Consider the following 21871-nt stretch of genomic DNA (forward strand, 5'->3'; position numbering starts at 1 on the left):
GCCCGTACGCCGGCGCCCCTGTCCACCGGGGCGCCTGCGTACGGAAACTGAGCGGGTGTCAGCCCGTGGGCAGCCAGCCGACCTTGCCGGCCAGCAGCGCGTAACCGGCGAAGGCGACGATGTCGATCAGGGCGTGGGCGACCACCAGCGGGCCCACACGCCCCCAACGGCGGTACAGCAGCACGAAGATGACGCCCATCGCCATGTTGCCCACCATCCCGCCGATGCCCTGGTAGAGGTGGTACGAGCCGCGCAGCACCGCGCTGGCGGCCAGCACCGGCCACGGGCTCCAGCCCAGCTGGTCGAGCCTGCGCAGCAGATAGCCGACGACGATGACCTCCTCCACCACGGAGTTCTGCACCGCGGAGGCGATCAGTACGGGGAACTTCCACCACACGCCGGGCAGCGACTCGGGCACCACCGTCAGGTTGAACCCCGCCGCGCGCGCCCCGAGATACAGCGCGAGCCCCGTACCGCCGATCACGGCGGCCACCACCACGCCGCGGCCCAGGTCGAAGCCCGGACGGCGGCGGTCGAACCCGACGGCCCGCAGGCCGCCCGCCTTCTCGCGCAGCAGCAGGTGCGCCACGAGCGCCACGGGCACCAGCGCGGTGGTGATGTCGAACAGCTGCCAGGCGAGATCGAGCCACGGACGGTCGGGCGCACGCGACGTGTTGAGGTTCGCCGCCTGGTCGGCCAGCCCGCCGGGCTCGGTGGCCGAACCGACGAAACTGATCAGCGCCGAGACCGCGCTGGCGCCCAGCGACAGGGCGAGCACGAGCAGCGTCTCCTGGCCCAGCAGCCGCCGCGGCAGCGGCAGTCCGCCACCGGGCGGCACGGGGGACGACGCGGTGTCGCGGGGCTGCGACTGCACACTTTCCTCCAGCACGGCGGTCCGGTCTCGGGCTCGTCGCGGTGCAGGCTATCGGCTCGGCCCCGCCGTCCGGCTCAGGCCCCGGCGGGCCAGGTGTGCACGGGGTGTCCCGCGCGGGCGAGTTCACAGTAGCGACGGGTCACCGCCGCCAGCGCCTTCTCCCGGTCCAGCCCCGCGTCCGCGGCCGAACGGTACGCCGCGGCCTGCCACGAGGCCCCGTTGACGCGCCGCCGGCAGCGCTCCTCGATCACCGAGAGGTACCGGTCCCGGTCCGCGGGCTCCACTCCCCACGCGTCCAGGCCGGCGGACGCGAGCGGCAGCAACTCGTCCTGTACGAGCCGCACCGCGGGCACCCTGGCGAGCCCCGTACCGGCGCCCCGGCCCGGCCGCGGCCACCACAGCTCAGCGCCGATGCCGTACCGGCAGGCCTCGTCGAAGTTCGCCGAGGCGTCGGCGAAGGGCATCCGCGACCACACGGGGCGCGGCTCGTCCGCGAGGGCGCGCACCAGCCCGTAGTAGAAGGCCGTGTTGGCCAGTACGTCGGTGACCGTGGGCCCGGCCGGCAGCACCCGGTTCTCCACCCGCAGGTGCGGGACGCCGTCGGCGATCCCGTACACGGGCCGGTTCCAGCGGTACACGGTGCCGTTGTGCAGGGCCAGTTCGGTGAGCCGGGGGATGCCGCCCGCGTCCATCGTGCGCAGCGGGTCCTCCTCGTCGCAGATGGGCAGCAGCGCGGGAAAGTAGCGCAGGTTCTCCTCGAACAGGTCGTAGGCGGAGCCGATCCAGCGCTCCCCGAACCAGGTGCGTGGCCGCACGCCCTGCGCCGACAGCTCGGGCGGCCGGGTGTCGGTGGCCTGGAGGAACAGCGGCGGCCGCGACTCGCGCCACAGCTCCCTGCCGAACAGGAAGGGCGAGTTGGCGCCCATGGCGATCTGCACACCCGCCACGGCCTGCGCCGCGTTCCACACATCGGGGAACCGTTCCGGTGTCACCTGGAGATGCAGCTGTACGGACGTACAGGCGGCCTCCGGCGCTATCGACTCCGAGGTGCGGCTGAGCCGTTCGACCCCCTCGATGTCGAGCACGACCTCCTCACCGCGGGAAGCCATGATCTGATCGTTCAGCAGCGAATAGCGGTCCGCCGCCGTGAGATTGGCGGAGACCAGGTCATCGGCCGTGAGGGTCGGCAGAATGCCGATCATCACGATTCCCGCATCGACTTCGCCCGCCCGCCGGTCCGCATATGCCAGTCCGGTGCGCAACTCCTCGGCGAGCTGGTCGAGTACGCGTCCCGCGAGCCGGTGCGGGACGATATTGACTTCGAGATTGAACTGCCCGAGTTCGGTCTGGAAATCTCCGCTCGCGATGCGCTCCAGAACTTCCGTGTTCATCATCCGGGGCATCCCGGAAGCGTCCGCGAGATTCAACTCGATCTCCAGGCCCATGAGATTCCGCGGCCGGTCGAACCTCTTCTCCTCCAGTAGTCTCCCCAGACCCGTCAGGCACCGCCGCAACTTGTGCCGGTAGCGTTGCCGATCGGCCAGGTCGAACCTGTCGGCCGCGACCTTCTCTCCCATCGGGACGTCCCTCCTCGCTACGGCGCACGTGTGCAGCCATGATGCCCGGCACAGTGATCGACAACGCTTCACCGGCCTCTGGCGTCCCGTCAGCCGCTAGGCTGGGAAACGGAACCAACGCAGGCACATTCCACCGGCATACGGCAGCGTCCAGGGACTCCTGCACAGTCCTCTCGTGAAAAACACCGACGACTTTCCGCCGTCCGCATCCGCCGGCTTCTCGCAGGCAGGACTTCCGCGCCCCGTGCACACCGGGAGAAATACCCGCGCAGAAAAGCCCGGAAGACACCTTGCGGAAATGACCGGCCGACGCTAGTGGAAAACCGGCAGAACGCGTGTCGTATAAACTCCCGGAACGAGGCAGAGACTTGGCCCCCGCAGGCCCCCGGCTGTCGACGTCCTCCGCCGCATTCGCGGCCACCCGCCACGCCGACAGCGTCGTCCGCGCCCGCTGAGCACCACATGTCTTGTGAAGTGAGAGGCGACCCAACCATGCCGCTGCATGTTCCCCAGGCCCCGGCCCCCGCCCTGCGCAGCGTTCTCGCGGCACTCCGGTCCAGCTCCGCCGTCCGCGGAGCCCGCACCCCCGCCGCCGTCCGCGCCGCACACGCTACCCTGCGCGCCGAACTCCCGTTGCCCGTCCACGAGATGGCCCACATCGGCCACTCCGGTGAACTGCCCCGGACCCGCCTCACCGGCTGGCGCTTCCTGCTGCGCTCCGACGCCGACGGCCCCCAGCCCCTCGACGGCACCGCACCCGGCCCCGCCGGCCGCACCGCCGTGGGCGCCGCGGAGGCTGTACTGACCGCGGACGGCTGGACGTTCGGCGGCTTCGGCGAAGGCCCGTACGTCACCTCCACCGAACGCGCCCTGCGCCAGGCCGAGTCGCTGCCGGTGCCCTACCAGCCGCGGCTGCTGTCCGTACCGCAGCTGTACATGCTGACGCTCTGGCTGCACCGCGACACCGCGGCCGACGCCGGCGAAGGCGCCCCGGCCCCGTCCGACGTGCTGATACCGCTGGCGCCCGCGCCGCCGGGCATCGCGGCCCACAAACCGCACCGGCTCGACGCGCTCCTGCGGCTCCTGACGCACCGTCTGGTGCCCGTCCAGGCGATGCGCACCCCCGCCTGATCCGTCCGCGCACCCCGGCGCGCGTGTCGCTCCGGGACGCGCGCCACTGTCCGTCGTGCGCCGCGGCATGGCCCATGTCGCGGCACCACCCCCCGTACGGACTAGTCCCGCCCCTCGCCGAACCCCCCGAAGGGACCGGCTGGTTGAGAGCAACCGCCCGCACGGGTGATGCGTCTCCATCCAGTGAGGGGAGCTGTGCCGAAATCCCTGCGGAATCGACCCCGTGGGGGAACACTGGGGACCGAGTCAACAACGGGGGGCGGCCATGGAGTCCATGACAAGCCGCAGGACAGAGACCACCACACGACGGAAGACGAAACCGACAATGTGCCAGCACCAGCCACCGTGCCCGAACGCAGAATCCGCCGACCGGGAGGCCGCCCATCCGGTGGCTCACTTCCCGGAACAGGGCTGGAGTCTGCTGTGCAATGGCGTTCTTCTTTTCGAGGACACGGGTGAGCTGCTCCCGGACGGCCGGGTCATCGCGCCCCACAAGCCGCTCGGTACCCAGCACATCGCCAGGGCCGCCTGAGGCACGGCGCACCCGCAGCCAACCGAGCTGCACAGCACAGCCGCGCACAACACACAGCCACTCACAGCACGACCGCAACACAGCTACTCACAGCAGGACCGCAACACAGCACGACCGCAACGACCAGGGCCGGCACGGCGATTCGCCGCACCGGCCCTGACACGTGCCGGGGCCCGCAGACCCCGGCACCGGCTCACTCAGCCGTCGTACTCCTCCACCGGCGGGCACGAGCAGACCAGGTTCCGGTCACCGAACGCGCCGTCGATCCGGCGCACCGGCGGCCAGTACTTGTCGGAGGCCTCGACACCGGCCGGGAAGGCCGCCTCCTCGCGCCCGTACGGGTGCTCCCAGTCCCGCGCCAGGTGCGCCGCGGTGTGCGGCGCGTTGCGCAGCGGGTTGTCGTCCGCGGGCCACTCACCCTGGCCGACCTTCTCGATCTCCGCGCGAATCGCGATCATCGCCTCGCAGAAGCGGTCCAGCTCCGCCAGGTCCTCGCTCTCCGTCGGCTCGATCATCAGCGTCCCGGCGACCGGGAACGACATGGTCGGCGCGTGGAAGCCGTAGTCGATCAGCCGCTTGGCGACATCGTCGATGCTCACTCCGGTCTGCTTGGTCAGCGGCCGGACGTCGATGATGCACTCGTGCGCGACCAGACCGTTCGGCCCCGTGTACAGGACCGGGTAGTGCGGCTCCAGGCGCTTGGCGATGTAGTTGGCGCCGAGCACCGCGACCTGCGTGGCACGCCGCAGCCCGTCGGCGCCCATCAGCCGCAGGTACGCCCAGGAGATCGGCAGGATGCCGGCCGAGCCCCACGGCGCGCCGGAGATCGGGCCGATGCCCGTCTCCGAGGGGCCCGCCTCGGGCTGCAGCGGGTGGCTGGGCAGGTACGGGGCGAGGTGCTCGCGCACGCCGATCGGGCCGACACCGGGACCGCCCCCGCCGTGCGGGATGCAGAAGGTCTTGTGCAGGTTCAGGTGCGACACGTCGGCACCGAACTTGCCCGGACGGGCCACGCCCACCAGCGCGTTGAGGTTCGCGCCGTCGACGTACACCTGGCCGCCCGCCTCGTGCACGCTCGCGCAGATGTCGCTGATGTGCTCCTCGAACACCCCGTGCGTGGAGGGGTAGGTGACCATCAGGACGGCCAGTTCGTCGCCGTGCTTCTCGATCTTGGCGTGCAGGTCGTCCAGTTCGACGTCGCCGTTCTCGCTCGTCTTGACGACGACGACCTTCATCCCCGCCATCACGGCGCTGGCCGCGTTGGTGCCGTGCGCCGAGGACGGGATCAGGCACACGGTGCGCTGGTCGTCGCCGTTGGCGCGGTGGAAGGCGCGTACGGCCAGCAGCCCGGCGAGCTCGCCCTGGGAACCGGCGTTGGGCTGCAGCGAGACCTTGTCGTATCCGGTGATCTCCGCCAGCCGGTCCTCCAGCTCCCCGATCAGCGTCAGGTAGCCGCCGGCCTGCGCGGCGGGCGCGAAGGGGTGCAGCGCGCCGAACTCCGGCCAGGTGACCGGCTCCATCTCCGTGGTGCCGTTCAGCTTCATCGTGCAGGAACCGAGCGGGATCATGCCGCGGTCCAGCGCGTAGTCGCGGTCGGCGAGCTTGCGCAGGTAGCGCAGCAGGGCCGTCTCGGAACGGTGCTCGTGGAAGACCGGGTGCGTCAGGTACTCGTCCTGCCGCAGCAGCCCCTCGGGCAGCACGTCCTCGGTCGCCCCGTCCAGCTGCTCGATGTCGGCCTCGACCCCGAACGCGCTCCACACGGCGCTCAGTTGCTCCCGCGCCGTCGTCTCGTCACAGGAGATGCCGACGTGATCGGCGTCCACCAGGCGGAGGTTGACGCCCTCCTGGCGGGCCCGCTCCACGACATCGGCGGCCCGGCCCGGCACCCGCGCGGTCACGGTGTCGAAGAACGCGCCGTGCACGGTCTCCACACCGCCCTGCCGCAGCCCGGCGTCCAGCAGCGTCGCGAACCGGTGCGTACGGCGGGCGATGGCGGCCAGTCCCTCGGGCCCGTGGTGGACGGCGTACAGCCCGGCCATCACGGCGAGCAGCACCTGCGCGGTGCAGATGTTGCTGGTCGCCTTCTCCCGGCGGATGTGCTGCTCGCGCGTCTGCAGCGCCAGCCGGTACGCCTGGCTGCCGTCCTCGTCCTTGGAGACGCCCACGAGGCGGCCGGGCAGGCTGCGCGCGAACTTGTCGTGCACCGACATGTATCCCGCGTGCGGGCCGCCGAAGCCCATGGGGACACCGAAGCGCTGGCTGCTGCCGACGGCGATGTCGGCACCCAGCTCGCCGGGCGACGTGAGCAGCGTGAGCGACAGCAGGTCGGCGGCGACGGTGACCACCGCGCCGAGCTCGTGCGCCTGCTCGATGACGGCACGGTAATCACGCACGGCGCCCGAGGCACCCGGGTACTGCAGCAGCATGCCGAACACGCCACGCTCGGCGATCCCGTCCGGAATGCCCTCGCTCAGGTCGGCGACGACGACCTCGACACCCGTGGGTTCGGCGCGGGTCTGGATGACGGCGACGGTCTGCGGCAGGCAGTCCGAATCGACCAGGTACACGCCCTGCTTGACCTTGCCCACGCGCCGGGACATCGCCATCGCCTCGGCGGCGGCGGTCGGTTCGTCCAGCAGTGAGGAGTTGGAAGTGGGCAGACCGGTCAGATCGGCCACGACAGTCTGGAAGTTGAGCAGGGCCTCGAGCCTGCCCTGCGAGATCTCCGGCTGGTACGGGGTGTACGCCGTGTACCAGGCGGGGTTCTCCATCACATTGCGCAGCACCACCGGCGGTGTGTAAGTGCCGTAGTAGCCAAGCCCGATCATGGGGTGCAGCACGTCGTTGCGGCCGGCCAGCTCGCGCAGCTCGGCCTGTACCTCGGCCTCGCTGCGGGCATCAGGAAGCCGCAGCGCGCCGGCGCTCTTGATGACGTCCGGCACGGCGGCGGCGGTGAGTTCGTCGAGGGAGCCGTATCCGACCTGGGCGAGCATCTTGGCCTGGGCCCCGGTGTCGGGCCCGATGTGCCGACGCTCGAACGGTGTGCCGCGCTCCAGCTCGGCGAGGGGGATGCGGTTGGCAGTCATCTGCGGAGGCCTCCTGGTCTCTGCGACCTTCGAAGGGACACCACGCACGGGTGCCCTGACGGCCTCCCCCTCTGTCATCTCCACCTGAGAGATTCACCGGTCCCGCCGGCTGTGCTCGGCCGGCCCGGCTTACACCGTCGGTGAGGAGGGGCTCCGGCACTCGTCCGCGGCCCGCCCTGCTTTCCAGAGTGGCCTCGTCCACGCGGTACGTGAGCCTGAGAGATTCCGGGGAGGAGTTGCTCCTTCGGCGTCCCCGGCACACACGCTCCACCGAGGACTCTCCCGCGTGGGGTCGACAGCCGTTTCCGAGCCTACCAGCGAGGTAATCAGTGGGAACCAGGCCTGCGCCCGAGTGGCCAACAACCGAAAAGTGCCTTTTCGTTGTACTACCGCCCCAGAGGATCCCGATGGAGCAGTTGCGACCTATTGGAGGGACCGTGCAGACCGAAATCGATCCGCGGAGCCTGATCGGCCGCAAGGCGTTCGACACCCACGGCACGAAGATCGGCACCGTGGACGAGGTGTATCTCGACGACGCCACCGGCGAACCGGAGTGGGCCGCGGTCCGCACCGGAATCTTCAGCCGCGACGCGTTCGTCCCCCTCGAACCCAGCAGCGTCGTGGACGAGACGCTCCGTGTCCCCTTCGCCCGCGCACTCATCAAGGACGCGCCCGACTTCGGCGTCGGCCGGCACCTCTCGCCCGCCCAGGAACTCCAGCTCTACCACCACTACGGACTCGACGTCCCCGCCGTCGGCGAGGGCGCCGCCCCGTCCCCGGACCGGGACTTCGGCCGGATAGCGGGCTCGGAGAGCTGATCCGCGCCGCTCATCGGCGCCGGCGGAAGCGGCTCGGCCGGCTCGAGACAGGGGTCGTCGACGGTGAACGTCCTTACCCGGCCGGGGGGATCGCCGGGTCGCTCGAAACGCACGGTGACACGCCCCACGCCGCTGCCCTGCACCCAGCCCGGCCCGTACTCGGTGTGCCGGACGTCCAGGCCCGGCAGCCACCGCCGCACCGCGGGTATCTCCTCCTCCACGACGGCCGGCGCCGCGGCGCTCTGATCCTCCTCGTCCGGGTCCTCCTCCCCCGGCTCCGCCTCGGCCCCCACCATCCGCCGCATCCGCCGCGCCTCCTCGGCCCCCTCCGCGGCCTGCGCGAACAGATCCTCCTGTGTGAAGTCGGCCAGCCCGCTCACGCCCACCCCCAGCAGCCGCACACCCGCCGTGGTGTCCACACCGTCGATCAGCCGGGCCGCGGCCTCCCGCACGACGCCGGGGTCGTCGGTCGGCCCGCGCAGCGTCTCGGAGCGGGTCAGCGTGGAGAAGTCGTAGCTGCGCACCTTGATCACCACCGTCCTGCCGGAGCGCCCCGCCTCCCGCAACCGCTTCACGCACCGGTCCGCGAGCCGTGAGACCTCCAGCTGCACCTGCGTACGGTCGGTCAGGTCGACATCGAAGGTGTCCTCCACCGACACCGACTTGGCGTCCCGCTCGGCGACCACGGGACGGTCGTCATAGCCGTTGGCCATCGTGTACAGCGCCGTGCCGTGCGCCTTGCCCAGCAGCCGCAGCAGCTCCGCCTCCCCCGCCTCGGCCGTCTCCCCGATGGTGGTGATCCCCGAGCGCCGCAGGGTCTCCGCCGTCGCCGGACCGACGCCCGGCAGCGTCCGCACCGTCATCGGAGCGAGCAACTCCCGTTCCTCACCGGGCCGTATGAGCACCAGACCGTCCGGCTTGGCCTCCTCCGAACCGATCTTCGCGAGCATCTTGGAGCCGGCCAGACCCACCGAACCGGCCAACCCCGTCGCCTTCCGGATGGCCCGGCGCAGCTCCTCCCCGACCTCCCTGGCCTCCTCCGGCGTCGCGTCGGGACGCACCGTGCCGGCCGCCTCCAGATCGACGAACGCCTCGTCCAGGCTGAGCGGTTCGACCAGTGGCGACAGCTCGCGCAGCAGCTCCATGACCACATCGCTGACCTGACGGTAGAGCCCGAACCTCGGTGTCAGATAAGCGGCGTTGGGGCACAGCTTGCGCGCCTGCGCCATGGGCATCGCCGAGCGCGCGCCGAAGACCCGCGCCTCGTACGAAGCGGTGGCCACCACACCGCGCGGACCCAGCCCGCCGACGATCACGGGCTTTCCGCGCAGGCTCGGCTTCGCCGCCTGCTCCACAGCGGCGTAGAACGCATCCATGTCGAGATGCAGGATCGTCGGTGCGCCTCTCACGTCACCGATGGTGCCGCACGGCACTGACAATCCCGCCCGGCGCGCCCGCGGGCCGTCATCCGGCCCGGTTGCGCCGCCTGGCCAGCTCGTCCTCCGGGTGGTCCCGCACGATCGTCTCGCCGCTGTCTACGCACTCACCGTGCAGCTGCGAGAGCGCCCCCTCGACGTCCTTCCAGACCACGCCGACCGCGATCCCGAAGACGCCCTGGCCCCCCTGCAGCAGATCCACCACCTCGTCGGGCGAGGAGCACTCGTAGACCGTCGCGCCGTCGCTCATCAGCGTCATCTGCGCCAGATCGGCCGTGCCACCGGCCCGCAGGTGCTGCACGGCGGCCCGGATGTTCTGCAGTGAGACCCCGGTGTCCAGCAGCCGCTTGACGATCTTCAGCACGACCACGTCGCGGAAGCTGTAGAGCCGCTGGCTCCCCGAGCCCACGGCCGAGCGGATGCTGGGCTCCACGAGCCCCGTACGCGCCCAGTAGTCCAACTGGCGGTACGTGATGCCGGCCGCCGAACAGGCCGTGGGGCCGCGGTATCCGACCAGCACGGAAGGCTGGTCGGGCGCGGCAGGCGCGGGGTGCGCGGCGGCCGGGGCCGCGCTTCCCGGGAGCGGCGTGGAGCCGTCAGCTGCCATGCCGTCGCCGCCGGTGCTACTCACGCCGACCTCCGTCCGTCACATCCCGAGTCACCCCCGGAACTTGCCCACTTGAAGGTAGGCAGTCACTCCGGGTGCGTCAACGATCGCCACACTCAGCACCCCGAGTGATAATCACCCGACGTGTGGTTTCGTGCGCGTTCATACGGGGAAGTTCTGCTCGGATGGCCTCCGGGCGCACTGTCGGAACGCTTCCGGACCGGCCGTCCGCCGGCACCGTCACTGGCTGCTGGAGCCGAAGTCCTCCGGCGAGATCTGGTCGAGGAACTCGCGGAACTTCTCCACCTCGTCCTCTTGTTCGTCCGGGATCGCGATCCCGGCGTCGTCCAGCACTCCGTCGCTTCCGTAGATCGGCGTCCCGGTGCGCAGGGCGAGCGCTATGGCGTCGGACGGACGCGCACTCACCTCGACTCCGCTGGCGAAGACCAGCTCGGCGTAGAACACGCCTTCCCGCAGATCCGTGATCCGGACCGCGGTGAGTTCCTGCCCCACGGCTTCCAGGACATCCTTGAACAGGTCATGGGTCAAAGGGCGCGCAGGCGTCATGCCCTGCTGGGCAAACGCAATTGCGGTCGCCTCCCCAGGTCCGATCCAAATAGGGAGGTACCGGTCGCCACCCACTTCACGCAGGAGCACGATCGGTTGGTTGGAGGGCATTTCCACCCGGACACCCACTACGTCGAGCTCGTTCACACAGCAACCCTAGGCTGTGCCACGCCTGTTTGGGTAGTCGGGGCCGTCCCCCGGCGCGGCCGGAATGCCGTCTTCCGTGTCATGCCGGACAGATCACCGCTCAGGTGCCGCCGCTCCACCCGCGGATCAGCCGCCGCGCAGCCGCACCGCGGAGTGCACGAGCGCGGCGTGCAGCCGGGCGGACAGCCCGGCCAGCTCCCGGGCGGTGCTCTCCGCGCCCTCCCGGGTCCTCGGGTTCCGGTGCCGCCGCAGCGGCGCCACGATCTGCTCGACGAGGTCGGCCTCGCGCTCCGCCGCCGCCTTCACGGCCCGCAGATGACGGGCCTCCAGGCCGAAGCGGCCCAGCTCCGCGGCGAGCCGCGCGACATCGACCTCGCTCGTGTCGTACGTACCGTCCTCGTCCGGCACGAACAGGCCGTACGCCTCCCACTCGGCCAGCTCCCCCTCCGTCACCTCGGCGGCGGCGAGCAGACCGGCACGGTCGACGCGCGTCCCTCCGGGCACGGGAGCGGACTCCTCGGCCGACAGCATGTCCCCCGGCGCTGCGGGGGCGGGAAGCTGGGGACGCTCTCCGCGGGAGAGCGCGTCGAGCTGTTCGCGGATGACCTTCAGCGGGAGGTAGTGGTCCCGCTGCATCCGCAGGACGTAGCTGAGCCGCTCGACGTCGTCGGCGCTGAACTTGCGGTAGCCGGACGGCGACCGCCGGGGCTCGATGAGCCCCTCCGTCTCCAGGAAGCGGATCTTGGAGATGGTGACGTCGGGAAACTCCTCGCGGAGCACATGGAGAACCGAACCGATGCTCATCGGTCCGCTGTCCGTTGTGGCGGCGCCGTTTCCGGCGCCGCCCGACGGTGACTGCCGCATGAGCCCCCTTTACTGGGCGCGGGTCAGAGGTTGCTGGCGCTCGGGAAGAACACGAGCCGGTACTTCCCGATCTGCACCTCGTCGCCGTTCGCGAGTGGAACGCCGGACTCGATGCGCTCACGGTTCACATACGTGCCGTTGAGGCTGCCGACGTCGGAGACGGTGAACGCACCGTCCGGTCCGCGCCGGAACTCCACATGACGGCGCGAGACGGTCACATCGTCCAGGAAGATGTCGCCCTCCGGGTGGCGACCCGCCGTGGTCAGCTCGGCATCCAGCAGGAAACGGCTGCCGGCGTTCGGACCCCGGCGCACCACCAGCAGCGCAGAGCCCACCGGCAGCGCGTCGACGGCGGCCTGCGCCTCGGGCGGCAGGGGCGGCGTCTGCTGGCCGGTGACCTCCGCCTCGTACGCCTCCAGGCCGGAGATCGAGATGGTGGAGGTGGTCTCCGAGGAACCCTCGGCGGGCGCACCTCCGCGAAGCGGCGCACCGCAGTTGGAACAGAACCGGCTCGCCTCGGCGGCGCGGGTCCCGCACCGGTTGCACACAGGCAACGCAAACCCTCCACCCGTACTTGAGGTTGATGGTGCCTCGGAACCTATGCGCCCCGACGCTCCGGGGTCAACAGACGCCGCGCCGTGACCACTCGAATTGTCACCACTCGGAGCACCGACCTCGTCGCGGAAGAGCGGACGCTCGCCGTTCGCGGGCTCCTGGCTCTCCTGGCCGCCCGCAGGCTCGCCGTTCCGGGGGGCGCGGTGCCGCGCGGCACCGCCGCCGTCGCCCTGACGGCTCTTGCCGAACAATTTCGCAAAAAAACTCACGGGCGATCCCCTCGCACGAAACAGACCCGCCCGTGGGGCAGGACAGACCCTCGTTGCTCTCACTTGGCCGAACCGGACGATGACTAAACGTCCGTGACCCATTGACAGTTTCCACCACGCGGTGCCTTACAGGCCCGCCGACCCCCCGGCAGCCCTACCGCATCTCACTGCGATGACGACCGAGCGTAGTCAGGCTGCTTCGCCGGTCGCAAGGCGTCCACGTCGATCTTGTCGGAGCGGGACACGGACACGGTGGCCTGCTCCTTCTGCAAAGTCTGCACGACTCCGCCCGGAATGTTGAGGGCGGGTTCGAGGTCCTGCGGCTTGCCGATGACCTTGAACGTGTACGGCCCGTGGACGGCCCGCCCGTCGACCGCCACACCGCCGCCGGAGTCCGAGAAGTACGTATCGGCCACCACGCGCACGTTGTTGACCTCGATCGCCTCGGCCCCCGCGGCGCGCAGCTCCTGCACGGTGTCCAGCAGCATGTCGGCCTCCACGGACTTGCCCGGGTCGGTGACCTTCAGCTGGATGCCGGGGCCCCGGGCCCCGACCGTACCGGCCAGCACGCCGAGTTGACGTGCCTTCTGCTGAGTCTGTTTGCGGGCCTCTTCTGCCTGGTCGGAGCTGCTGTCGAGCTCGGTGCGCTGACGCTCCAGGCTCTGCTTCTCGTCCTCGAGCCGCTTGGTGCGGTTGTCGAGCTCGTCGAGGATGCGGACCAGGTCCTCGTGCCGCGCACCGCGCAGCGCGCTGTTCTCGCTGGTCGACCGGACCTGAATGGCCAGTCCCAGACCGAGCACGAACAGCAGCAGCGCCACGATCAGCTGGGCCCGCGTGACCTTCGGCGGCCAGAGCGCCTTGCGCAGCGCCTTCCGTCCGGTGGGGTGTGACGTTGAGTCACCGGAACCGGCGCTCTCCGGCTCCTCGGCGGGACCCTCCGGGCCCTCGGGTCCGCCCGCGGAATCCTCCCCGCGCGTTCCGCTTTCCGCCGGCAGCGAAGTCGCCCCGCCCGCACGGCTGTCGGACGCGCCGTCCTGCCGCTCGGGCTGCCGGGCGGTCCACGCCGACGTGTCGCCCGCGCTCTTCGAACGCTCCCGGGGCGGCTCGGACTTCGTGTCCTCACCGGCACCACGGGAACCCTCCGGCTCGGCGGCGTCCGTGGTGTCCGCGGCGTCTCCCGCCTCCGCGGCGGGCTCGGCACCGCGCTCCCTCTGCCTGTCCGAAGGAGTGCCCGCCGGAGTGCCCGACGGGGTGTCCGAAGTACCCCGCACAGGACGCTCGCTGCCGGACTCGCCCTCTCCGCGCGGCCGTTGGGCCTTCTCGCGGGCGGACGCGGGCTCCTCGGGCGGCAACGCGCCCGGCGACGGCGTCTCCCGGCCGTCCCGCTCGTCCCGGCTCTCCGAGGCCTCGTGAGCTTCCGGGGCCTCCGGACGCTCCGGGGTCTCCGGCGTCTCTTCGTTCTCGCTGCGGTCGTTGCTGTCGCTCATCGGCCTCACGCCCGGAAGATGTGCCGGCGGATCGCGGCCGCGTTGGAGAAGATGCGGATGCCCAGCACCACGACGACACCGGTCGACAGCTGCGCGCCGACACCCAGCTTGTCGCCCAGGAACACGATGAGCGCGGCGACGACGACGTTCGACAGGAACGACACGACGAAGACCTTGTCGTTGAAGATCCCGTCGAGCATGGCCCGCAGGCCGCCGAAGACCGCGTCGAGCGCGGCGACGACGGCGATCGGCAGATAGGGCTCGACCACCGTCGGCACCACGGGCCGGACGACGAGCCCGGCCACGACTCCCACAATGAGTCCCAGAACGGCGATCACGATGTGCTGCCCTCTCCTGTTTGTACGGGGTGTGCCGTGCGTACGGTCAGACTCGGTGCGGCCGGCAGCCGCACCTCTTCCTGTGTGCTGATGCTGGTGCGCACCCCGTAGCTCTCCTGCAGCACGTTCAGATACTGCCCGTCGGCGCTGTTCTGGAAGGCGGTGCTCAGCTTCTGCCCCGGCCCCACGGCCTGCAGCGTGTACGGCGGCGCCAGCGGCTTGTTGTCCACCAGGATGGCGTCACCGGCCGCGCGTATGGCCGAAAGACTCGTCAGCCGCTGCCCGTTGACGGCCACGGCCTCGGCGCCCGACTCCCACAGCCCGTTGACGACGCGCTGCATGTCACGGTCGCGCAACCGCCCGGTGTCCGAGAACCCGCTGTTCTCCCGCGGACCGCCCGAACCCGATTCCTCGGTCTTCTTCGCGTCGTCCACGACGAGCTTGATGCCCGGCCCCTTGACGGGAAGGGATCCGGAGAGCAGCGCCGACAGCTTTCCCTTGTCCCCGCCGTGCTTCTGCAGCGCCCTGTGCTGTTTGGCGGCGACGTCCGAGCGCAGGCTGTCGACCTTGCGCTGGAGGGAGTCGGCGTTCCCGTTGCCGTCCTCGATGCGCCGGATCAGTTCCTCGCGCTCCTTGGCGACGGTCGGCGCGGACACTTGGGCCTGCACCGCGCCGACGGTCACCACCAGGGCGACGAGCACGAGGCCGGCGGCAAGACCGAGCTTCCCGCGCACGGAACGCGGAAGCCCGGACCGGCCCTCACGGGCCGTGGCCTCCGCGTACCCGTCGTCGAGGCTGTGCTCCATCACGTTGGTCAGCAGCGACATGGAGGCGTCGGGTCGCGCAGGCCGCGATGCGGTACTCCGAACGGGGTGCTGCTGCGACATGCCGCACATCGTCGCACGTCGCAACAGCACACACCGAACGGGCCCACCGATACCGCGCCCGCGGCGACTTGATGTCACCCACACGCGTGGGACACACGGGACGGAACCGGACTCCTTACCGTCCGGCGCCGTCCACCACCGTCGTCCACTCGTCCAACAGCGCCTGTGCGGACGCGTCGTCGGGGCCCTCGGCCCACAAGTGCGTGACCGCCTCCGCCGGGTCGGGCAGCACCATCACCCAGCGCCCGTCGGACTCCACGATGCGCACACCGTCCGTCGTGTCGACGTTCCGGTCGCCCGCCGCCTCGACGACCGTACGCATCACGAGTCCCTTCACAGCCCAGGGAGTTGCGAGATCGCGGCGCATCACATGGGCCCGCGGGATCCGCGCGTCGATCTGGCTCAGTGTGAGCTGCGTACGGGCGACGAGCCCGACCAGCCGCACAAAAGCGGCCGTACCGTCGAACACCGAGCTGAACTCCGGAACGATGAAGCCCCCGCGACCGTCACCTCCGAAGACCGTGGCGTCGTCCCTGCCGACCCGCGTCAGATCGTCCGGCGACGTCGTCGTCCACTCGACCTGCGTGCCGTGGTACGCGGCGACCTGTTCCGCGATCCGCGTCGTGGTGACCGGCAGCGCGACACGACCGCTGCGCCGCTCGGCGGCGATCAGATCGAGCATCACGAGCAGTGCCCGCTGATCCTCGATGATCTTCCCGCGTTCGTCGACGAGCGAGAGCCGTTCGCCCACGGGGTCGAAGCGGATCCCGAAGGCGGCCCGCGCCGACGCCACGATCTCCCCGAGCCGTACGAGGCTCGACCGCCGGTCGTCCGCGGTCTCCGTGGGCCGCTGCTCGTTGAGACCCGGATTGGTCGTCAGGGCTTCCACCCCGAGCCGGCCCAGCAGGCTGGGCAGAACAAGCCCGGCGCTCCCGCCGGCCGCGTCCACGACCACCTTCAGCCCGGACTCGGCGACACCCGTCGTGTCCACGGCCCGCAGCAGAGACCCGGTGTACGAGTCGAACACGCTCGACGGGATGCGCAGATCACCGATCTCCCCGGGGAACGCACGCCGGTACTCCTGCCGTGCGTAGACCCGGTCGAGCTTGCGCTGCGCCGCCTGCGACAGGTCGGCGCCGCGCTCGTCGAAGAACATGATGTCGACGTTGTCCGGCACCCCGGGCGTCGTACGGATCATGATGCCGCCGGCGCTCCCCCGCGCAGTCTGCTGCCGGGCCACCGGCAACGGCACGTTCTCGAGATCGCGGACATCGATGGCGCTGGTCTGCAGCGCGGAGATCATGGCGCGCTTCAGCGCACGGGCACCACGGGAGTGGTCGCGCGCGGTGGTGACGGTGGAGCCCTTCTTGAGCGTCGTCGCGTACGCACCGGCCAGCCGTACGGCCAGTTCCGGCGTGATCTCCACGTTCAGGATCCCGGAGACTCCGCGCGCACCGAACAGATGCGCCTGCCCCCGCGATTCCCAGATGACGGAGGTGTTGACGAACGCGCCGGCCTCAATGGTCTTGTACGGGTAGACCCGCACATTGCCCTGGACGATCGACTCCTCACCGACCAGACACTCGTCGCCGATGACCGCACCGTCCTCGATGCGAGCAGCCCGCATGATGTCGGTGTTCTTGCCGATGACGCAGCCACGCAGGTTGGTCTGCTGGCCGATGTAGACGTTGTCGTGCACCACGGCCCGGTGCAGGAAGGCACCCGTCTTGACGACGACGTTGGAGCCGATGACGGAGTGCTCGCGGATTTCCGTGTCCGCTTCGACCTTCGCGTAGTCCCCGATGTACAGCGGACCGCGCAGCACCGCGTCGGCATGCACTTCGGCACCCTCGGCGACCCACACTCCCGGTGAGATCTCGAAGCCGTCGATGTCGACGTCGACCTTGCCCTCGAGCACGTCGGCCTGCGCCTTCACATAGCTTTCGTGCGTGCCGACGTCCTCCCAGTAGCCCTCGGCGATATAGCCGTAGATGGGCTTGCCTTCCTTCATCAGTTGCGGGAAGACGTCACCGGACCAGTCGACGGGCACATCGGGATCGACGTAGTCGAATACTTCCGGCTCCATCACGTAAATGCCGGTGTTGACGGTGTCGGAGAAGACCTGCCCCCAGGTCGGCTTCTCCAGAAAGCGTTCGACCTTGCCCTCTTCATCGACGATGGTGATGCCGAATTCCAGTGGGTTCGGCACCCGGGTCAGGCACACCGTGACGAGCGCGCCGTGTTCCTTGTGGAAGTTGATGAGTTCGGTCAGATCGAAGTCGGTGAGGGCATCACCGGAGATGACGAGGAACGAATCGTCCCGCAGGGCCTCTTCGGCGTTCTTCACACTGCCTGCGGTACCGAGGGGCTTCTCCTCATTGGCGTACGTGAGCTCCATGCCGAGCTCTTCGCCGTCCCCGAAGTAGTTCCTCACGAGGGAGGCGAGGAATTGCACGGTCACCACGGTCTCGGACAGACCGTGACGCTTGAGCAGCCGCAGCACATGCTCCATGATCGGGCGATTCACCACGGGAAGGAGCGGTTTGGGCATGCTCGAGGTCATTGGGCGAAGGCGTGTACCTTCGCCGCCGGCCATCACAACGGCCTTCATGTCGGAAGCGTCCTCCTTGCAAGACGACGGTCAAACCGACTTCACCCATCCATGGGTGACCCAGAGTCTCGCAGTACGGGCACCCGTTTGCGCGAGGCTGGAAAGCAGCTCAGTCGGAGGTGGCGTCCGCCTTCACCAGACGGCGGACTTGAACCACGTAGAGGATCCCTGCCCACCAGTAGAGCGTCGTACCCCAGCCGGCGAACGCCCATCCGAAAATAGCAGCAAGTGATGCGATCCAACCTGTTCCGTCACTGAGAAGCAGCAACGGAAACGCGTACATCAGGTTGAAAGTTGCGGCTTTGCCGAGGAAGTTCACCTGAGGCGGCGCAAAGCCGTGCCGGTCCAGCACCCACACCATGCACAGCAGCAACAGCTCCCGCGCGAGCAGGGCGATGGTCAGCCAGAGGGGCAGGATCTCCCGCCAGGTCAGACCCACCAGGGTCGACAGGATGTACAGCCGGTCGGCGGCCGGGTCGAGGATCCGGCCGAGGCTGCTGATCTGGTTCCAGCGCCGGGCGAGCTTCCCGTCGAGATAGTCGCTGATCCCGCTGAGGGCCAGCACCAGCATAGCCCAGCCATCGCAGTTCGGGCCGTCGAACACCGGCCACAGAATCAGCCACAGGAACAGGGGCACGCCGACAAGTCGCGCCATGCTCAGGACGTTCGGGATGGTGAGGACCTTGTCCGTCTGGACCCGCGTCTCCTGGACCTCCACCCGGGAGCCTCCTGTGAGTAACCGTGCCAACGCTGCCCCCTGACCCTACCGGCAGCCGCCGGCTGCGGACGTACCGGGGTCGACATCCCGGACACCAAAAGTTCTGGTTGGGGCTCTCAAAAAGTCCTGGAACGTGAAAAAGGGCTGTGGCCCCGAAACCCGTAAGGTCTCCAGGGGCCACAGCCCTCTATCTCAAAGAAAGTTCGGCGGCGTCCTACTCTCCCACACACTCCCGTGTGCAGTACCATCGGCGCTGAAAGGCTTAGCTTCCGGGTTCGAAATGTAACCGGGCGTTTCCCTCACGCTATGACCACCGAAACACTATGAAACACACAACACCGGGGTTGTTGTCTCAGAACTAACACAGTGGACGCAAGCAACTATGGACAAGCCCTCGGCCTATTAGTACCGGTCACCTCCACCCATTACTGGGCTTCCAGATCCGGCCTATCAACCCGGTAATCTCCCGGGAGCCTTAACCCCTCAACGGGGGTGGGAGTCCTCATCTCGAAGCAGGCTTCCCGCTTAGATGCTTTCAGCGGTTATCCCTCCCGAACGTAGCCAACCAGCCATGCCCTTGGCAGAACAACTGGCACACCAGAGGTCCGTCCGTCCCGGTCCTCTCGTACTAGGGACAGCCCTTCTCAAGACTCCTACGCGCGCAGCGGATAGGGACCGAACTGTCTCACGACGTTCTAAACCCAGCTCGCGTACCGCTTTAATGGGCGAACAGCCCAACCCTTGGGACCGACTCCAGCCCCAGGATGCGACGAGCCGACATCGAGGTGCCAAACCATCCCGTCGATATGGACTCTTGGGGAAGATCAGCCTGTTATCCCCGGGGTACCTTTTATCCGTTGAGCGACGGCGCTTCCACAAGCCACCGCCGGATCACTAGTCCCGACTTTCGTCCCTGCTCGACCCGTCAGTCTCACAGTCAAGCTCCCTTGTGCACTTACACTCACCACCTGATGACCAACCAGGCTGAGGGAACCTTTGGGCGCCTCCGTTACTCTTTGGGAGGCAACCGCCCCAGTTAAACTACCCACCAGACACTGTCCCCGATCCGGATCACGGACCCGGGTTAGACATCCAGCACGACCAGAGTGGTATTTCAACAATGACTCCCCCCAAGCTGGCGCTTGGAGTTCACAGTCTCCCACCTATCCTACACAAGCCGAACCGAACACCAATATCAAGCTATAGTAAAGGTCCCGGGGTCTTTCCGTCCTGCTGCGCGAAACGAGCATCTTTACTCGTAGTGCAATTTCACCGGGCCTGTGGTTGAGACAGTCAAGAAGTCGTTACGCCATTCGTGCAGGTCGGAACTTACCCGACAAGGAATTTCGCTACCTTAGGATGGTTATAGTTACCACCGCCGTTTACTGGCGCTTAAGTTCTCAGCTTCACCACCCCGAAAGGTGATTAACCGGTCCCCTTAACGTTCCAGCACCGGGCAGGCGTCAGTCCGTATACCTCGCCTTACGGCTTCGCACGGACCTGTGTTTTTAGTAAACAGTCGCTTCTCGCTGGTCTCTGCGGCCACCACCAGCTCACCCAGCACGTGGGATCACCAGCCGTGGCCCCCCTTCTCCCGAAGTTACGGGGGCATTTTGCCGAGTTCCTTAACCACAGTTCACCCGAACGCCTCGGTATTCTCTACCAGACCACCTGAGTCGGTTTAGGGTACGGGCCGCCACACACCTCGCTAGAGGCTTTTCTCGACAGCATAGGATCATCCACTTCACCACAATCGGCTCGGCATCAGGTCTCAGGCACAAGTCCGGCGGATTTACCTACCGAACGCCCTACACCCTTACCCCGGGACAACCACCGCCCGGGCTGGACTACCTTCCTGCGTCACCCCATCACTCACCTACTACCGGATCGGGTCAGCGGCTCCACCACACCTCATTGCCCGAAGGCTCCGAGGGGGCTTCACGGCCTTAGCATCACCGGATTCAATGTTTGGCGCTGTGCAGCGGGTACCGGAATATCAACCGGTTATCCATCGACTACGCCTGTCGGCCTCGCCTTAGGTCCCGACTTACCCTGGGCAGATCAGCTTGACCCAGGAACCCTTGGTCTATCGGCGCACACGTTTCTCACGTATGTATCGCTACTCATGCCTGCATTCTCACTCGCATACCGTCCACAACTCGCTTCCGCGGCTGCTTCACCCGGCACACGACGCTCCCCTACCCATCCCAGCAGCCGTTAGGCCTCAGCTGGAATGACACGACTTCGGCGGTGTACTTGAGCCCCGCTACATTATCGGCGCGGAATCACTTGACCAGTGAGCTATTACGCACTCTTTCAAGGATGGCTGCTTCTAAGCCAACCTCCTGGTTGTCTCTGCGACTCCACATCCTTTCCCACTTAGCACACGCTTAGGGGCCTTAGTCGATGCTCTGGGCTGTTTCCCTCTCGACCATGGAGCTTATCCCCCACAGTCTCACTGCCGCGCTCTCACTTACCGGCATTCGGAGTTTGGCTAAGGTCAGTAACCCGGTAGGGCCCATCGCCTATCCAGTGCTCTACCTCCGGCAAGAAACACACGACGCTGCACCTAAATGCATTTCGGGGAGAACCAGCTATCACGGAGTTTGATTGGCCTTTCACCCCTAACCACAGGTCATCCCCCAGGTTTTCAACCCTGGTGGGTTCGGGCCTCCACGAAGTCTTACCTCCGCTTCACCCTGCCCATGGCTAGATCACTCCGCTTCGGGTCTAGGACACGCTACTCAACGCCCTCTTCGGACTCGCTTTCGCTACGGCTCCCCCACAACGGGTTAACCTCGCAACATGCCGCAAACTCGCAGGCTCATTCTTCAAAAGGCACGCAGTCACGACGTTACGTGCAAGCACGTAACGCGACGCTCCCACGGCTTGTAGGCACACGGTTTCAGGTACTATTTCACTCCGCTCCCGCGGTACTTTTCACCATTCCCTCACGGTACTATCCGCTATCGGTCACCAGGGAATATTTAGGCTTAACGGGTGGTCCCGCCAGATTCGCACAGGATTTCTCGGGCCCCGTGCTACTTGGGTGGCAGACAAGTGAGCCGCTGACGTTTCAGCTACGGGGGTCTTACCCTCTACGCCGGGCCTTTCGCATGCCCTTCGCCTACATCAACGGTTTCTAACTCACCCAGCCGCCGGCAGACGACTGAAGTCCACTCCCACAACCCCGTATGCGCAACCCCTGCCGGGTCTCACACACATACGGTTTGGCCTCTTCCGGTTTCGCTCGCCACTACTCCCGGAATCACTGTTGTTTTCTCTTCCTACGGGTACTGAGATGTTTCACTTCCCCGCGTTCCCTCCACACACCCTATACATTCAGGTGCGGGTGACAGCCCATGAC

At 68.0% G+C, this 21871-nt stretch carries 16 protein-coding genes, 2 rRNA genes and 2 riboswitches (1 of these 20 only partly in view); of the genes, 3 read left to right on the plus strand and 15 right to left on the minus strand.

The window, feature by feature from the left end:
- Window positions 1-58: 58 nt before the first annotated feature.
- Window positions 59-838: a CPBP family intramembrane glutamic endopeptidase gene (locus AC3AGO_RS05155; protein ID WP_487824538.1), complete on the minus strand. Its 780-nt coding sequence runs from the start codon at window positions 836-838 to the stop codon at window positions 59-61.
- A gap of 110 nt (window positions 839-948) precedes the next feature.
- Entirely contained in the window at window positions 949-2451 is a 1503-nt protein-coding gene (locus tag AC3AGO_RS05160; protein WP_487818918.1) for a glutamate-cysteine ligase family protein, read from the minus strand.
- A 492-nt stretch (window positions 2452-2943) separates the two neighbouring features.
- Here AC3AGO_RS05160 and AC3AGO_RS05165 point away from each other — a divergent pair, with 492 nt between their 5' ends.
- On the plus strand, window positions 2944-3582 hold the full coding sequence (locus AC3AGO_RS05165; protein WP_487818919.1) for a hypothetical protein: 639 nt from the start codon (window positions 2944-2946) through the stop codon (window positions 3580-3582).
- 325 nt (window positions 3583-3907) lie between these two features.
- A complete protein-coding gene (locus tag AC3AGO_RS05170) occupies window positions 3908-4114 on the plus strand; it encodes a DUF5999 family protein (protein ID WP_487818920.1) in 207 nt (68 codons plus the stop codon).
- Between the two features lie 197 nt (window positions 4115-4311).
- On the opposite strand, the gene gcvP is transcribed toward AC3AGO_RS05170, so the two are convergent.
- Window positions 4312-7200 carry an aminomethyl-transferring glycine dehydrogenase gene (gene gcvP, locus AC3AGO_RS05175; protein WP_487818921.1) on the minus strand — a complete coding sequence of 963 codons (2889 nt, stop codon included), beginning with the start codon at window positions 7198-7200 and terminating at the stop codon, window positions 4312-4314.
- Window positions 7201-7264: 64 nt separating this feature from the next.
- Window positions 7265-7392: riboswitch (glycine riboswitch) on the minus strand.
- Between the two features lies 1 nt (window position 7393).
- A riboswitch (glycine riboswitch) is annotated at window positions 7394-7495 on the minus strand.
- 142 nt (window positions 7496-7637) lie between these two features.
- On the opposite strand from gcvP, the gene AC3AGO_RS05180 reads away from it, so the two are divergent.
- Entirely contained in the window at window positions 7638-8018 is a 381-nt protein-coding gene (locus tag AC3AGO_RS05180) for a PRC-barrel domain-containing protein (protein WP_487818922.1), read from the plus strand.
- On the opposite strand, the gene AC3AGO_RS05185 is transcribed toward AC3AGO_RS05180, so the two are convergent.
- From AC3AGO_RS05185 to AC3AGO_RS05240, 12 genes are all read right to left on the minus strand, one after another.
- On the minus strand, window positions 7931-9427 hold the full coding sequence (locus AC3AGO_RS05185; RefSeq protein WP_487818923.1) for a DNA polymerase IV: 1497 nt from the start codon (window positions 9425-9427) through the stop codon (window positions 7931-7933). The genes AC3AGO_RS05180 and AC3AGO_RS05185 overlap by 88 nt on opposite strands.
- A gap of 55 nt (window positions 9428-9482) precedes the next feature.
- Window positions 9483-10061: a MerR family transcriptional regulator gene (locus AC3AGO_RS05190; RefSeq protein ID WP_487824539.1), complete on the minus strand. Its 579-nt coding sequence runs from the start codon at window positions 10059-10061 to the stop codon at window positions 9483-9485.
- Window positions 10062-10301: 240 nt separating this feature from the next.
- Window positions 10302-10775 carry a bifunctional nuclease family protein gene (locus AC3AGO_RS05195; RefSeq protein WP_031222224.1) on the minus strand — a complete coding sequence of 158 codons (474 nt, stop codon included), beginning with the start codon at window positions 10773-10775 and terminating at the stop codon, window positions 10302-10304.
- A gap of 126 nt (window positions 10776-10901) precedes the next feature.
- On the minus strand, window positions 10902-11639 hold the full coding sequence (gene ftsR, locus AC3AGO_RS05200) for a transcriptional regulator FtsR (RefSeq protein WP_487818924.1): 738 nt from the start codon (window positions 11637-11639) through the stop codon (window positions 10902-10904).
- Between the two features lie 23 nt (window positions 11640-11662).
- Entirely contained in the window at window positions 11663-12187 is a 525-nt protein-coding gene (locus tag AC3AGO_RS05205; protein WP_487824540.1) for a zinc-ribbon and FHA domain-containing protein, read from the minus strand.
- Between the two features lie 440 nt (window positions 12188-12627).
- Complete coding sequence (locus AC3AGO_RS05210; protein WP_487824541.1) at window positions 12628-13458, minus strand: DUF881 domain-containing protein; 831 nt, start codon at window positions 13456-13458, stop codon at window positions 12628-12630.
- Between the two features lie 497 nt (window positions 13459-13955).
- Window positions 13956-14288: a small basic family protein gene (locus AC3AGO_RS05215; RefSeq protein WP_345748363.1), complete on the minus strand. Its 333-nt coding sequence runs from the start codon at window positions 14286-14288 to the stop codon at window positions 13956-13958.
- A complete protein-coding gene (locus tag AC3AGO_RS05220) occupies window positions 14285-15184 on the minus strand; it encodes a DUF881 domain-containing protein (protein ID WP_487824542.1) in 900 nt (299 codons plus the stop codon). Before AC3AGO_RS05220 ends, AC3AGO_RS05215 begins: the two co-directional genes overlap by 4 nt.
- A 106-nt stretch (window positions 15185-15290) precedes the next feature.
- Window positions 15291-17786: a sugar phosphate nucleotidyltransferase gene (locus tag AC3AGO_RS05225; protein ID WP_487818925.1), complete on the minus strand. Its 2496-nt coding sequence runs from the start codon at window positions 17784-17786 to the stop codon at window positions 15291-15293.
- 109 nt (window positions 17787-17895) lie between these two features.
- The gene (clsA, locus tag AC3AGO_RS05230; RefSeq protein ID WP_487818926.1) at window positions 17896-18504 is read right to left on the minus strand and encodes a cardiolipin synthase ClsA; all 609 of its coding nucleotides are present in this window, start codon (window positions 18502-18504) and stop codon (window positions 17896-17898) included.
- 201 nt (window positions 18505-18705) lie between these two features.
- Window positions 18706-18822, minus strand: a 5S ribosomal RNA gene (gene rrf, locus AC3AGO_RS05235).
- A 64-nt stretch (window positions 18823-18886) separates the two neighbouring features.
- Window positions 18887-21871: ribosomal RNA gene (locus tag AC3AGO_RS05240) — 23S ribosomal RNA — on the minus strand (it continues 137 nt past the right edge of the window).

Source organism: Streptomyces sp. BL1 (genome assembly GCF_057628045.1).

Coding starts and splice junctions, on each gene's coding strand:
- AC3AGO_RS05190 (WP_487824539.1), bottom strand. CDS start 10,061: ATGGCAGCTGACGGCTCCACGCCGCTCCCGGGAAGCGCGGCCCCGGCC.
- ftsR (WP_487818924.1), bottom strand. CDS start 11,639: ATGCGGCAGTCACCGTCGGGCGGCGCCGGAAACGGCGCCGCCACAACG.
- AC3AGO_RS05165 (WP_487818919.1), top strand. CDS start 2,944: ATGCCGCTGCATGTTCCCCAGGCCCCGGCCCCCGCCCTGCGCAGCGTT.
- AC3AGO_RS05170 (WP_487818920.1), top strand. CDS start 3,908: ATGTGCCAGCACCAGCCACCGTGCCCGAACGCAGAATCCGCCGACCGG.
- AC3AGO_RS05220 (WP_487824542.1), bottom strand. CDS start 15,184: ATGTGCGGCATGTCGCAGCAGCACCCCGTTCGGAGTACCGCATCGCGG.
- AC3AGO_RS05225 (WP_487818925.1), bottom strand. CDS start 17,786: ATGAAGGCCGTTGTGATGGCCGGCGGCGAAGGTACACGCCTTCGCCCA.
- gcvP (WP_487818921.1), bottom strand. CDS start 7,200: ATGACTGCCAACCGCATCCCCCTCGCCGAGCTGGAGCGCGGCACACCG.
- AC3AGO_RS05160 (WP_487818918.1), bottom strand. CDS start 2,451: ATGGGAGAGAAGGTCGCGGCCGACAGGTTCGACCTGGCCGATCGGCAA.